The 11,848-nt window shown below is 70.0% G+C and carries 15 protein-coding genes; 6 read left to right on the forward strand and 9 right to left on the reverse strand.

Going from position 1 to position 11,848, the window contains the following annotated elements; translation table 11 throughout:
• Positions 1-94: 94 nt before the first annotated feature.
• Together ITI46_RS16755 and ITI46_RS16760 are read right to left on the reverse strand one after the other, a co-directional pair.
• Positions 95-547 (reverse strand): hypothetical protein, encoded by a 453-nt coding sequence (locus ITI46_RS16755; protein WP_209240363.1) that lies wholly within the window; start codon positions 545-547, stop codon positions 95-97.
• A 158-nt stretch (positions 548-705) separates the two neighbouring features.
• Positions 706-978, reverse strand: a complete 273-nt coding sequence (locus tag ITI46_RS16760) for an SH3 domain-containing protein (protein ID WP_209240364.1) — start codon at positions 976-978, stop codon at positions 706-708.
• A 457-nt stretch (positions 979-1,435) separates the two neighbouring features.
• On the opposite strand from ITI46_RS16760, the gene ITI46_RS16765 reads away from it, so the two are divergent.
• A complete protein-coding gene (locus tag ITI46_RS16765) occupies positions 1,436-1,960 on the forward strand; it encodes a PH domain-containing protein (protein WP_209240365.1) in 525 nt (174 codons plus the stop codon).
• Between the two features lie 75 nt (positions 1,961-2,035).
• Here ITI46_RS16765 and msrA read toward each other — a convergent pair whose 3' ends face one another.
• From msrA to mca, 3 genes are all read right to left on the reverse strand, one after another.
• A complete protein-coding gene (msrA, locus tag ITI46_RS16770; RefSeq protein WP_209240366.1) occupies positions 2,036-2,728 on the reverse strand; it encodes a peptide-methionine (S)-S-oxide reductase MsrA in 693 nt (230 codons plus the stop codon).
• A gap of 108 nt (positions 2,729-2,836) precedes the next feature.
• On the reverse strand, positions 2,837-3,145 hold the full coding sequence (locus tag ITI46_RS16775; protein WP_209240367.1) for a hypothetical protein: 309 nt from the start codon (positions 3,143-3,145) through the stop codon (positions 2,837-2,839).
• Positions 3,146-3,149: 4 nt separating this feature from the next.
• Entirely contained in the window at positions 3,150-4,028 is an 879-nt protein-coding gene (mca, locus tag ITI46_RS16780; protein ID WP_209240368.1) for a mycothiol conjugate amidase Mca, read from the reverse strand.
• 213 nt (positions 4,029-4,241) lie between these two features.
• Between mca and ITI46_RS16785 the strand changes: the two genes are divergently transcribed.
• Together ITI46_RS16785 and greA are read left to right on the forward strand one after the other, a co-directional pair.
• Entirely contained in the window at positions 4,242-4,682 is a 441-nt protein-coding gene (locus tag ITI46_RS16785; protein ID WP_209240369.1) for a DUF4307 domain-containing protein, read from the forward strand.
• Between the two features lie 202 nt (positions 4,683-4,884).
• A complete protein-coding gene (greA, locus tag ITI46_RS16790; protein WP_209240370.1) occupies positions 4,885-5,382 on the forward strand; it encodes a transcription elongation factor GreA in 498 nt (165 codons plus the stop codon).
• A gap of 87 nt (positions 5,383-5,469) precedes the next feature.
• Here the strand turns inward: greA and ITI46_RS16795 are convergent, their stop codons facing one another.
• The 3 genes from ITI46_RS16795 to ilvA form a co-directional block, all read right to left on the reverse strand.
• Entirely contained in the window at positions 5,470-6,330 is an 861-nt protein-coding gene (locus ITI46_RS16795) for an ABC transporter permease (protein ID WP_209240371.1), read from the reverse strand.
• Positions 6,327-7,379 (reverse strand): ATP-binding cassette domain-containing protein, encoded by a 1,053-nt coding sequence (locus ITI46_RS16800; RefSeq protein WP_247746100.1) that lies wholly within the window; start codon positions 7,377-7,379, stop codon positions 6,327-6,329. The genes ITI46_RS16795 and ITI46_RS16800 overlap by 4 nt, the downstream gene beginning before the upstream one ends.
• Positions 7,380-7,622: 243 nt before the next feature.
• On the reverse strand, positions 7,623-8,870 hold the full coding sequence (ilvA, locus tag ITI46_RS16805; protein ID WP_209240372.1) for a threonine ammonia-lyase: 1,248 nt from the start codon (positions 8,868-8,870) through the stop codon (positions 7,623-7,625).
• A 239-nt stretch (positions 8,871-9,109) separates the two neighbouring features.
• Between ilvA and ITI46_RS16810 the strand changes: the two genes are divergently transcribed.
• The 3 genes from ITI46_RS16810 to ITI46_RS16820 all read left to right on the forward strand — a co-directional run bounded on the left by ITI46_RS16810 (position 9,110) and on the right by ITI46_RS16820 (position 10,542).
• The gene (locus ITI46_RS16810) at positions 9,110-9,694 is read left to right on the forward strand and encodes a MarR family winged helix-turn-helix transcriptional regulator (RefSeq protein WP_209240373.1); all 585 of its coding nucleotides are present in this window, start codon (positions 9,110-9,112) and stop codon (positions 9,692-9,694) included.
• Between the two features lie 118 nt (positions 9,695-9,812).
• Positions 9,813-10,301: a sigma factor-like helix-turn-helix DNA-binding protein gene (locus tag ITI46_RS16815; protein WP_209240374.1), complete on the forward strand. Its 489-nt coding sequence runs from the start codon at positions 9,813-9,815 to the stop codon at positions 10,299-10,301.
• Positions 10,288-10,542, forward strand: a complete 255-nt coding sequence (locus ITI46_RS16820; protein WP_209240375.1) for a hypothetical protein — start codon at positions 10,288-10,290, stop codon at positions 10,540-10,542. Before ITI46_RS16815 ends, ITI46_RS16820 begins: the two co-directional genes overlap by 14 nt.
• Before the next feature lie 33 nt (positions 10,543-10,575).
• Here the strand turns inward: ITI46_RS16820 and ITI46_RS16825 are convergent, their stop codons facing one another.
• On the reverse strand, positions 10,576-11,781 hold the full coding sequence (locus ITI46_RS16825) for a cystathionine gamma-synthase (protein ID WP_209240376.1): 1,206 nt from the start codon (positions 11,779-11,781) through the stop codon (positions 10,576-10,578).
• Positions 11,782-11,848 lie beyond the last annotated feature (67 nt).

The following is an 11,848-nucleotide window of genomic DNA, read 5'->3' on the forward strand; positions in this document are numbered from 1 at the left end:
GTTTCCGCCTTCCCCCTGTCCTGCGTAGTGCAGCACGACCGGCTGCGGATGTGCTGTTGGAGCCGACACGACCCGCGCCAGGCGGGGCGCGAGGTCAATCGAGAGCGAAGACCGTGAACTCCGCGCTCCACAGGTCGTCGTCGGCGAAGCTCACTCCGGTGTACTTGAGCAGCAGTTCCTGCCCCAGCACCTCGCCGTCGTCATAATCGACGGCCGCGAGTTCCATACAGGCGTGAGAGCCCTCTGCCGCCATCTGCAAGCAGCCATCGCGATAGTGAAACACCGCCGGGTCACCGCCGATACGCACGAGGTACAGATCTGTCGATGCCGATGCCTCGACCAAGTACGGCGTGAACCCCGAGAGCCTGTGCCAGACATCGATCACGATGACCCAGTCACCGCTCTTCGTTACACACAGCTCTGACCCCCGACTCACGGAGGTCGCGTCCTCGAAGCCCAACGTGGTGTCTGTCTCGGCGAACACATCCGGCACCGCATCAGCGAGTTCGTCCGCCCGAGCCGCGACTATCTCCATGCTGAAACCCATGGCCCGGACCCTACAAGCTGTCCGCTCCCGCCTCGCGGCAACCCACCAGCCCCGAGCCGAGCTCGCGCCCATGCCGCCGATACCGCAGCAGTCGGCCGGGTTCTGGCCCAAGTACGGGTTCGGGTGGCCCTGAAAGGCTGAAAAGGGGCGGTCCGCCGTCAGCCCTGCGGGCCGGCCGGTTCGACGTCCTTGGACAGCGGTACCTGTCCGGTGTTGTCGACGTGCCGGGCGGCGACCCACGCGGCCTTGTCGCGCAGCAGGTACCAGATGCTGTTGCCGTCGATGTTCTGGGCGTTCACCTTGCTGCGCAGACCGACCTCGGTGCCGTGGCTCAGGGCGCCGACGATGGAGGAGTCCGTGCTCGGGTACTTGCGCAGGTTGACGCCGTTGTTGCTGACGACGGTGCCGAACGGCTGGGGCGGGCTGGGCATCGTGACCTCCAGGGGAACGTCGGAGTGACGAGACATCGTCCGGTATCCGGACGGATTGCTCGTACAGTAAGACCGATGCCCGCCGGAGAGCCGGAGGCGTGCGGGTTATGCCACGACCGGCGCCCGGGCGTCATTCCGATGGTTGCGTCCGGCAGCTCACTCCTCGGGGAAGTTCGCAACCCCGATCGGGCAGCTCACGCCCGTGCCGCCGAGCCGGTGGTGACATGTGACCCATCGAGCGCCCCGGCACTGCGACGGTGGATCAGCCCGGCTGCCCAAGAGCCCTTGTTCGGGCTCTGTGTGCGGCGCGGCAGATCGGTCTCTGGCCGCTCCCGCGATGGAGCCCCTGGACGACGCGCCGGATGGCATGGGGAGCGAGGGCTCACTGCGTCAACGGTGTTCTTGCCATGCGTACGGCATCTTGTGAAGATGCTACGCACGACTGGGGGAGGGGTGGATGGCAGCACCGGGTGAGAGAGAGCTGGGCAGGTTCGTGACTCGGCACGAGACCGACGTAGCGCGACATGGACGGGTCGGGATCATCTGGCTGCCGATCGGGTTGGTGGCCTTGGCCGGCTCCATTCCCGTCGTCATCCAGACCTTCAAGGAGGCGGCCAGCGGCACCTTTGCCGGACTGCTGCTCGGCGTGGCGCTGCTGTCTCTCTGGTCGGGGATCACCAACGGGCTGCGCTACCTCAGTCGGCATGGCGAGGTCTACATACTGCGCCAGGGCGGGCTGGTCTATCGCAGGACCGGAGAAACCCGGGTGATTCCATGGGAAAGCATCACCGAGGTATCTGATCGCGGGCAGGCCAACGCCATCAGCAGGGCGATGGGATGGGACGTGCACTGCCGAATCCGGGTCAGGACTGGCAAGCGTCTACTGCTCACCGGATTCACCAAAGACGCCGCGAAGCTGTCGCTGATGGTGCGCCGTGCCGTACATGAAGGTGTACGGCCACTGCCGCCCGGAGCGGCGTAGGAAAGCTTCCCCAACCGCAGACCGATCGCCGGGCACGAGCCACGCTGCCGCCGGGTTCCCGGAACAGCACCGGCGTCATCCGTCCGTCGGCGCGATCCCAGTGGGGCAGGAGCCACCCTCGGGCGGGTCACTTAGCTTGACGCCCGTGCCGCCGATGCCGCAGTAGCCGGCCGGGTTCTTGTCCAGGTACTGCTGGTGGTAGCCCTCGGCGGGGTAGAAGGGGCGGTCCTCGGCGGGGAGGATCTCGGTGGTGATGTCGCCGTGTCCTGAGGAAGTGAGGACCTGCTGGTAGGCGGTCCTGGACGCTTCGGCGGTGGCGGCCTGGGCGTGGGAGTGGGTGTAGACCGCCGAGCGGTACTGGGTGCCGGTGTCGTTGCCCTGGCGGAAGCCCTGGGTGGGATCGTGGGCCTCCCAGAAGCGCTTGAGCAGGGCTTCGTAGGAGACCTTCGACGGGTCGAAGACGACGCGGACCACCTCGGCGTGCCCGGTGAGACCCGAGCAGACCTCCTCGTACGTCGGGTTGGGGGTGGAGCCGCCCTGATAGCCGACGAGAGTCGTCCACACACCGTCGGTCGTCCAGAAGACCCGCTCGGCGCCCCAGAAGCAGCCCATGCCGAAGTCGGCGATCTCCAGACCCTCCGGGTACGGGCCCTGGAGCGCCGTGCCGAGCACGGTGTGACGTTCGGGCACGGCGTACTCCGGCTCCGGGCGGCCCTTGAGGGCTTCCTCGGGGGTGGGGACGCGGTTCTTGAACCTGCCGAACAGCATGTCGTTCTCCAGACGGACGGGCAGAGGGCAGAAGACAGAGGGCAGAGGACAGAGGCAGCGGTCGGGTGCGAGGGCCGGGGAGCGGGCGGGCCGAGCAGCCCCCTCGCTTCAGCCCTCCCGCTTCGGGGGTGCCGAGGGCGCCGAGGCGGCGGTCTCCGCGGGGGCCTCCGCTGCGGCCTCAGCGGCCTCGGCAGCGGCCTGGGCGGGGCCGTCGTCGTCCGCCGCGGGCTGCTCGGGCTGCTCCTCGAAGTTCACGCGCTTCATGTGCTTGTTCATCGACTTCATCAGCATCCACACGGCGGCGCCGATCAATGCGAAGACGATGAAGCCGAGCACACCGGGGGTCACCTTGTTCTCGTCCAGGTCCTTCGCGGCCAGCGGAAGGACCTGGACGAGCGTTGTCTGCGTGGGGCTCATACCGTCAATTCTCGCGGATCCCCGCGAAGAGGTCGTCCTCGGGGAGGGAGGTCTCCACGCGGGACTTGGCCAGCTCGTACTCCTCGGTCGGCCAGACCTCCTTCTGGATGTCCATCGGGACCCGGAACCAGCCGCCGTCGGGGTCGATCTGGGTGGCGTGCGCGATCAGCGCCTTGTCGCGGATCTCGAAGAAGTCGCCGCAGGGCACATACGTGGTGATCTGGCGCTCCTTGATCCCCATCTTCTCCCAGCGCTCCAGCCACTCCGTGTACGGGGACTCCAGGCCGCGCTCCAGCATCGCGTTGTGCATGGCCATGGTGCGCTCCCGGTTGAAGCCCTGGTTGTAGTAGAGCTTCTGCGGCTGCCACGCCGGGCCGAACTCCGCCTCCGGGTACTTCTCGGTGTTCGCCGCGTGCTCGAAGGCGACCATCGAGATCTTGTGGGTCATGATGTGGTCGGGGTGCGGGTAACCGCCGTTCTCGTCGTAGGTGGTGATCACCTGGGGACGGAACTCACGGATGAGCCGCACCAGTGCGCCGGCGGCCTCGTCCACGTCCTGCAGCGCGAAGCAGCCCTCCGGCAGCGGCGGCAGCGGGTCGCCCTCGGGCAGGCCCGAGTCGACGAAGCCGAGCCACGCCTGCTTGACGCCCAGGATCTCCCTGGCCTCGTCCATCTCCTTCCGGCGCACCTCGTGGATGTGCTCCTCGACGTAGGTGTCCCCCTGGAGCTTCGGGTTGAGGATGGAGCCCCGCTCGCCCCCCGTGCACGTCGCGACGAGGACGTCCACCCCCTCGTCGACGTACTTTGCCATGGTGGCCGCGCCCTTGCTCGACTCGTCGTCGGGGTGCGCGTGCACGGCCATCAGTCGCAGTTGCTCAGTCACAACTCAATCCTCATAGGTCAAAGCGGCTCCGCCATCGGCCCGGTCCCCCAGCGGCGGTCGGCCCGCCTTCAGCAGTCGGCCCGCCTTCAGCGGTTCCGGGGGCGGCTTCTATAGTGACCGAATCAGCACCGCGATGTATTCCCGGTACCACCCCGCTCAGCTCCGGCCCGGCTCCCAGGGCGCGGCCGGAGCGCACGCCGAGAGGAACGGACCATGGTTGACCTGCGCCAACAGGTCCCCGAGGGGCGTTACGGGCGTACGGCGGGCCGTTCAGGGCGTGCCACGGGCCGGGACGGGAGCGCCGAGGCGCGCACGGACCGCCGACTGAAGATCACCGGCGGGGTGCTGGGTGTGCTGCTGCTCGCCCTGGTCGGCTGGATCGGGGTCTCCTACGTCTCGGGCCAGGACGTGAGCGGCGAGTTGATCAAGTGGAAGGTCGTTTCCGACAGCGCCGTTGAAGTGCACCTGGAGGTGCGCAAGGACGCCGGTGTCGAGGGCGTGTGCACGCTGCGTACCCGGGCGGAGAACGGCAGCGAGGTCGGCCGCAAGGACGCGGAGTTCCCCACCGGGACCTCGCGCGTCGACAAGGTGATCACGGTGCGTACGACGGCACGCGCGACCAGCGCGGAGCTGGTGGGCTGCCAGACGCGGTGAGCCCCCCGGGGTCCCGCCCTCGGTGTGCGCCGCTCACCGGCATGCCCTGCGGACCCCGCTGACCTGCGGCGGAGCGAGGGTCTTCTTCCCTTTTCCGGCGGAATTGTTAAGCTCGTGGTTTCGCCCACCAGTGAAGGCGCACCCTTTCTGGTAGGGCGTTTGCTGCATCAGCTGATATCCCCAGTACCGACGAGGAGCACCTGTGACCCAGACCAGCGACAACGTCACCTGGCTGACCCAGGAGGCGTACGCCCAGCTCAAGGCCGAGCTGGAGTATCTGTCGGGTCCTGCACGCACCGAGATCTCCAAGAAGATCGAGGCGGCTCGCGAGGAGGGCGACCTCCGCGAGAACGGCGGGTACCACGCGGCCAAGGAGGAACAGGGCAAGCAGGAGCTGCGGATCCGGCAGCTTCAGCAGCTCCTGGAGAACGCCAAGGTCGGCGAGGCTCCGGCGGACGACGGCGTGGTCGAGCCCGGCATGGTGGTCAAGATCGCTTTCGACGGTGACGAGGACGACACCATCACCTTCCTCCTGGCGTCCCGCGAATACGCCAGCTCGGACATCGAGACCTACTCTCCGCAGTCGCCGCTGGGCTCCGGCGTGATGGGCAAGAAGGTGGGCCAGGACGCGGAGTACGAGCTGCCGAACGGCAAGATGGCCTCGGTACGCATCCTGGAGGCCAAGCCCTACCGGAGCTGACGCAGAGCACCGAAACGGCGGACGGCCCGCGCATGGAGCGCGGGCCGTCCGCCGTTGTCGTCGGTGTGGGTGCTTACGGCCGGGTGCTCACGCCGTCGCCGAGCGGTATTTGCGGACCGCCAGGGTGCGGAAGACCGCGACGATGGCGATGGACCAGATCAGCGAGGCCCACACCGGGTGCTGCATCGGCCAGGCGTCCGGAACCGGGTAGGTGGGGGGCAGGTTGCCGAACAGCTCACGGCAGGCGACCACCGTCGCGCTGAACGGGTTCCACTCAGCGACGTGCTGGAGGAACGCCGGCATGTTCTGCGAGGGCACGAACGCGACGGAGATGAAGGTCAGCGGGAACAGCCAGATCAGCCCGCCGGAGGTGGCCGCCTCGGGGGTGCGGACGGAGAGCCCGATCAGCGCGCCGATCCAGGTGAAGGCGTAGCCGAGGAGCAGCAGCAGCCCGAATCCGGCGAGGGCGTCGCCCAGCCCGTCGTGCGGTGCCCAGCCGACGAGCGCGGCCACGATGGCGAGGACGACCAGCGTCAGCGCCGTCTGTACGAGGTCGGCGATGGTGCGCCCGGTCAGTACGGCACCGCGGGTCATCGGCAGGGAGCGGAACCGGTCCACGAGGCCCTTGTGCATGTCCTCGGCGATTCCGGCGCTGGCGCCCGCCGTGGCGAAGGTGACGGTCTGCGCGAAGATGCCCGCCATCAGGAACTCGCGGTAGGAGCCGGCGTCCGTACCGGCGCCCGGCACCTTGATGGAGCCGCCGAAGACGTAGCTGAACAGCACCACGAACATGATGGGCTGGATCAGCCCGAAGATGACGACCTCGGGTATGCGCACCATGCGTATCAGGTTGCGCTTGGCCATCACCAGCGAGTCGGTTATCGACTGGCTGATGCCGCCTCGCCCGCTGGGGGCTGTCGGCGCCGCCGCCTGTGCTGTGGCAGTCACTTCGTGGCCTCCTCGGACTCGGGCTGGTGCTGAAGGGCGTCCCCGGGCCTGTCCGGGGCCGGTTGTTCGTCGGTGGCTCCCGGCTCCCGCTCGCCCTCGGCGGCGTGGCCCGTCAGGGAGATGAAGACGTCGTCCAGGGTGGGGCGGCGCAGGCCGATGTCGTCGATCTCGATACCGCGCGCGTCCAGCTCCCTGATGACCTCGGCCAGCAGCTTGGCGCCGCCGGTGACCGGGACGGTCAGCTTGCGGGTGTGCTCCTCGACGGTGCAGCCCTCGCAGGCCGGGCCGCGCAGCGCGTGGGTGTCGAGGATTTCCCGGGCGGCGGGGATGTGCTCCCGCTCGTGCACGACGACCTCGATGCGTTCGCCGCCGGTCTGCGCCTTGAGCTGGTCGGAGGTGCCGCGGGCGATGACCTTGCCGTGGTCGACGACGGCGATGTCGTGCGCGAGCCGGTCGGCCTCCTCCAGATACTGCGTCGTCAGCAGCAGCGTCGTACCACCGGCGACCAGCTCTTCGATGACCTCCCACAGTTGCTGCCGGTTGCGCGGGTCGAGCCCCGTGGTCGGCTCGTCCATGAACATCACGGGAGGGCTGACCACCAGCGCGGCGGCCAGGTCGAGGCGGCGGCGCATGCCGCCCGAATACGTCTTGGTGGTGCGGTCGGCGGCGTCGGCCAGATTGAACCGCTCCAGCAGTTCGTTCGCCCGCTTCTTCGCGTCGCGGCCGGACATCTGATAGAGCTGCCCGACCATTTGCAGGTTCTCGCGGCCGGTCAGATACTCGTCCACGGCGGCGAACTGGCCCGAGAGACCGATCGAACGGCGCACCGCCGTGGGGTTCTTGAGCACGTCGACCCCGGCGACGACGGCCTTGCCCGCATCGGGCCGCAGGAGTGTGGTCAGCACCCTGACCGCGGTGGTCTTGCCCGCGCCGTTCGGCCCCAGCAGGCCGAGCACGGTGGATTCGGGGACGTCGAGATCGACGCCGTCCAGAGCCCTCACCTCGCCGAAGGTCTTCACCAGTCCCTCGGCGTAAATGGCACCTGGCATGGATGGACTCCCAGAGTGGTGGAGCGTGAAGCTCTACGAAGATGCTAGGGCTGCCGGACAAGTCCGGCATGTACAGATGTGTTGCGGGGTGTGCCCCGTCGCACAGCAGTATGAAGTGACGCGATGTATCGCGTCAAGCTGTTTTCGCGATAGCCGATACCGATACGCGATACCTCGTGTCCGGCTCCGGCTCCGGCTCCGGCTCCGCCCCCTGCTCCCAGCGCCTCCTCGCCGTCGCGGCGGTCAGCTCATGACCGTGTAGCCCGCGGCGCGCAGTCCCGAGGCGACCTCGACGCAGTGTTCGGGGCCCTTCGTCTCCATGTGCAGCTCCACCTCCACCTCGTCCAGGCCGAGCCGCGGATCGGTGCGCACATGGCCCACGTCCAGCACGTTCGCGTCCATCACCGACAGCTCCCCGAGCAGCGCCGCGAGCGCTCCCGGCCGGTCGGAGAGGCGCAGCCGCAGCGAGAGGTAGCGGCCGGCCGCCGCCATACCGTGCCGCAGGGTCCGCTGCAGGACCAGGGGGTCGACGTTCCCGCCCGAGAGCACAGCGGCGACCGGGCCCTCGAAGCTGTGCGGAGCCGACAGCAGTGCCGCGACCGAGCTCGCCCCGGCGGGCTCCACCACCAGCTTGGCCCGCTCCAGGCAGAGCAGCAGCGCTCTGGAGAGGGCGTCTTCGGAGACCGTACGGATGTCGTCCACCAGGGTGCGGACGATCGCGAACGGCACCTGGCCCGGCTTGCCGACCTTGATCCCGTCCGCCATCGTCGAGACCGACTCCAGCGCCACCGGCCGGCCGGCCCGCAGCGAGGGCGGATACGCGGCCGAGCCCTCGGCCTGCACCCCGATCACCCGCACATCGGGGCGCAGCGACTTGATGGCCACCGCCATCCCGGCCAGCAGTCCGCCGCCCCCGACGCCCACCACGACGGTCCGCACCTCGGGGCACTGTTCCAGCAGTTCCAGGCCGAGGGTGCCCTGTCCTGCCACCACGTGCGGGTGGTCGAAGGGGTGGATGAAGACGGCGCCGGTGGCGTGCGCGTACTCCTTGGCGGCCTCCAGCGTCTCGTCCACGACCTGGCCGTGCATCCGTACCCTGGCCCCGTACTCGCGGGTGGCCGCGACCTTCGGCAGCGGTGCCCCCACCGGCATGAAGACCGTGGAGGTCACCCCGAGCAGCGAGGCCGCCAGCGCCACCCCCTGCGCGTGGTTGCCCGCGCTCGCCGCGACCACACCGCGCCGTCGCTCCTCGGGGGAGAGCCCGGCGATCCGTACGTAGGCGCCGCGCAGCTTGAAGGAGCCGGTGCGCTGGAGGTTCTCGCACTTGAGGTGGACGGGGGAGCCGACCAGCGAGGAGAGGTGCCTGCTGCCCTCGACGGCGGTCGTGCGGGCGACCCCGGCGAGGGTCTTGTGCGCATGGCGTACGTCGTCCAGCGAGACGGGGAGTTCGTGGTGCGCGGAGGGGGTGGAGGGTGTTGCACTGGTGACCATTCCGCCAGTCTGGCAGCCGGCGGGCGGGCGGGCAGTCGCACGGCGGGCGCCCGCGGGGAGCGGGACGGCGGGCGGGCCGAGGTGGTCCGCGTCACTGGTTTGTGCACTGGAGGTACGTCTTGGACCCGCTCCGCGTACTCTGTGCCCACCAGCTCAGGGCAACGCACCCAATAGACCACCCCAGAACTGCCAAAATTCAACAAAAAATCCCGCAGACCGACGAAGTGAGCGCACCTGCCATGCCCACGCACCCGGACATGACGACAGACACCCCCGACGCGCCGGACAACGACCCCGCGGTGCCTGCCGACGACGGTGCCACCGCCTCAGCCGCCCCCGGCGCCACTTCCGGAGCCGCCGTGCTGGACGCCATGCAGCACCAGCTGGCGGTGTACGCGCGCCGCGCGGAGCAGACCCGGCTCGGCGGGCTCGGCCAGGCCCGCAACTCCATGGACCGCGCCGCCTACCTCCTGCTCAACCGCCTCGACCAGGAGGGCCCGATGGGCGTCAAAGCGCTCGCCGCCGGTATGGGCATCGACTCCTCGACGGTGACCCGGCAGGTCGCGCCGCTGGTCGAGTCAGGGCTGGTCAAGCGGACCTCGCACCCCGAGGACGGGCGCGCGGTCGTGCTCCAGCTCTCCCCGCGCGGCGAGGCGCGGCTGGAGGAGGTGCGCTCCTCGCGCCGCAACCTGATGCAACTCATCACCAAGGACTGGTCGGACGAGGAGCGCGCGACGTTCTGCACGCTGCTGACCCGCTTCAACAAGTCGATGCTCGAACTGAACCCGAGCAGCCTCGCGCAGCCCCCGAAGCCCGGCTCCTGACGAGCCCCGGCCCGGCTCCTGACCAGCCCGAGCCGGGCTCATGCCCAGCGTGAACCCTTGGCACGCCTCTTGATTTGATCTGCCCGCCTGCCGTCCTATAGGCGGCACGGGAGGCGGCGTGCGAGAACGTCAGGCACGGCAGGAGCGCCTCCGCGCCCGGGAGTTCGAGGCGTTCGTCGCGGGCGCGGGCGGCAGGCTGTTGCATGCCGCCACTCTGCTGACCGCCGAACCCCCCGGTGCAGCCCCGGAGGCGGAGCGGCTGCTGGTGTGGGCGCTCGCGCGGACGCGTGCCGACTGGGGCCGGCTGCGCGGCGAGGACCCGTACGACCGCACCCGGCAGACGCTGGCGGCCCGCTTCGCGCACACCGGCTGGCGCCACCGCAGCGCGCGCGGCGGACTGCTGGGCGGGCTCGCGCCACAGGAGCGGCTGGTGCTGGTGCTGCGGCTGTACGAGGGCGTGGCCGAGGAGCAGGTCGCCGCTGCGCTGGGGCTCCCGGTCGAGCGGGTGCGCACGCTGCACACCCGCGCCATGGCGACAGTGCTCAGCCGCCCCCGTCGCACCACGGGCGCCGCACACGGGGTGGGGGCGGCACATGAGCCTGCCTGACCGCAAGGAGGCCGAGGTGCGGCGCCTGCTGGAGCAGCGCACCGCCGAGCCGGTGCCCGCCGACCTCGCCGAGCGGGCCCTCGCGGACGGGGCCCGCCTGCTGCGGCGGCGCCGGGTACTGCGTACGGCGCTGTGGGCCGGGGTGCTGGCGGGGCTGCTGGCGCTCGCGGTCTGGTCCCTCACCGTCGACCCCTGGTCGGAGCCGCCGCCTACGACGACCTCGCCTGCCGGCGGCTGGTGAGCCGGTTGCCGGCAGGCGAGCGCCTGCGGGGCCCTAGTCCAGGGCCTGCGTAAGGTCGGCCAGCAGATCGTCCGCGGACTCGATGCCCACCGAGAGGCGGACGAGATCGGCCGGGACCTCCAGCGCGGAGCCCGCCGCCGAGGCGTGGGTCATCCGGCCGGGGTGCTCGATCAGCGACTCGACCCCGCCGAGCGACTCTCCCAGCGTGAACAGCCGCGCCCGGTCGCACACCCGTACCGCGGCCTCCTCGCCGCCCTCGACCCGGAAGGACACCATCCCGCCGAAGCCCCGCATCTGCTTGGCGGCGATCTCGTGTCCGGGGTGCGTGGCCAGCCCGGGGTAGTAGACCTGCGTGACCTTCGGGTGCGCGGTCAGCAGCTGCACCACGCGGGCCGCGTTCTCCCCGTGCCGGTCCATCCGGACGCCCAGCGTCTTGATGCCGCGCATCACCAGCCAGGAGTCGAACGGCCCGGCGATGCCGCCCATCGCGTTCTGGTGGAAGGCCAGTTCGTCGCCGAGCGCCTCGTCGCTGACGACCAGGGCGCCGCCCACCACGTCGGAGTGGCCGCCCATGTACTTCGTCGTGGAGTGGACGACGACGTCGGCGCCGAGCGCGAGCGGCTGCTGGAGGTAGGGGCTGGCGAAGGTGTTGTCGACCACGAGCCGCGCGCCCGCCTCGTGCGCCACCTGGGCGACCGCGGCGATGTCGGTGATGCCCAGCAGCGGGTTGGAGGGCGTCTCGACCCACACTGCCTTGGTGCGCTCGCGCATCACGGCCCGTACGGCGGCCGGGTCGGCGGAGTCGGCGACCGACCACTGCACACCCCACCGCTCGGCGACCCGCGCGAAGAGCCGGAAGGTGCCGCCGTAGGCGTCGTCGGGGATGACGACGTGGTCGCCGGGGGTGAGCAGCGTGCGCAGCAGGCAGTCCTCCGCGGCCAGCCCGGAGGCGAAGGCCAGCCCGCGCCTGCCGCCCTCCAGCGCCGCCAGGTTCTCCTCCAGCGCGCTGCGGGTCGGATTCGCCGAGCGGCTGTACTCGTAGCCGCCTCGCAGCCCGCCGACGCCGTCCTGCTTGTAGGTGGAGACCTGGTGGATGGGCGGTACGACCGCCCCCGTGCTCTTGTCGGCGGCCTGCCCCGCGTGGATGGCGAGGGTCTCGAAGCCGCGCTGTTCCTGCCGCGGGGCTTCCGGGGTGCTGTACGCGCCGCTGCCGTTGCTGTTGTCGCGCTGCTCACTCATGGGGGCGAGACTAATGGGCCGTACGGTGGAGTGGGACCTGCGCGGCGAGCCCCGCCCCCGTACGGCC

Origin of the sequence: Streptomyces oryzae (assembly GCF_017676365.1) — a bacterium.
Taxonomy (GTDB): domain Bacteria; phylum Actinomycetota; class Actinomycetes; order Streptomycetales; family Streptomycetaceae; genus Streptomyces; species Streptomyces oryzae.

What these genes read in the sequence shown, in the direction of transcription:
- ITI46_RS16755 (WP_209240363.1), bottom strand. Translation starts at nt 547, where the DNA reads ATGGGTTTCAGCATGGAGATAGTCGCGGCTCGGGCGGACGAACTCGCT.
- ITI46_RS16760 (WP_209240364.1), bottom strand. Translation starts at nt 978, where the DNA reads ATGCCCAGCCCGCCCCAGCCGTTCGGCACCGTCGTCAGCAACAACGGC.
- ITI46_RS16765 (WP_209240365.1), top strand. Translation starts at nt 1,436, where the DNA reads ATGGCAGCACCGGGTGAGAGAGAGCTGGGCAGGTTCGTGACTCGGCAC.
- msrA (WP_209240366.1), bottom strand. Translation starts at nt 2,728, where the DNA reads ATGCTGTTCGGCAGGTTCAAGAACCGCGTCCCCACCCCCGAGGAAGCC.
- ITI46_RS16775 (WP_209240367.1), bottom strand. Translation starts at nt 3,145, where the DNA reads ATGAGCCCCACGCAGACAACGCTCGTCCAGGTCCTTCCGCTGGCCGCG.
- ITI46_RS16785 (WP_209240369.1), top strand. Translation starts at nt 4,242, where the DNA reads ATGGTTGACCTGCGCCAACAGGTCCCCGAGGGGCGTTACGGGCGTACG.
- ITI46_RS16800 (WP_247746100.1), bottom strand. Translation starts at nt 7,379, where the DNA reads ATGCCAGGTGCCATTTACGCCGAGGGACTGGTGAAGACCTTCGGCGAG.
- ilvA (WP_209240372.1), bottom strand. Translation starts at nt 8,870, where the DNA reads ATGGTCACCAGTGCAACACCCTCCACCCCCTCCGCGCACCACGAACTC.
- ITI46_RS16810 (WP_209240373.1), top strand. Translation starts at nt 9,110, where the DNA reads ATGCCCACGCACCCGGACATGACGACAGACACCCCCGACGCGCCGGAC.
- ITI46_RS16820 (WP_209240375.1), top strand. Translation starts at nt 10,288, where the DNA reads ATGAGCCTGCCTGACCGCAAGGAGGCCGAGGTGCGGCGCCTGCTGGAG.
- ITI46_RS16825 (WP_209240376.1), bottom strand. Translation starts at nt 11,781, where the DNA reads ATGAGTGAGCAGCGCGACAACAGCAACGGCAGCGGCGCGTACAGCACC.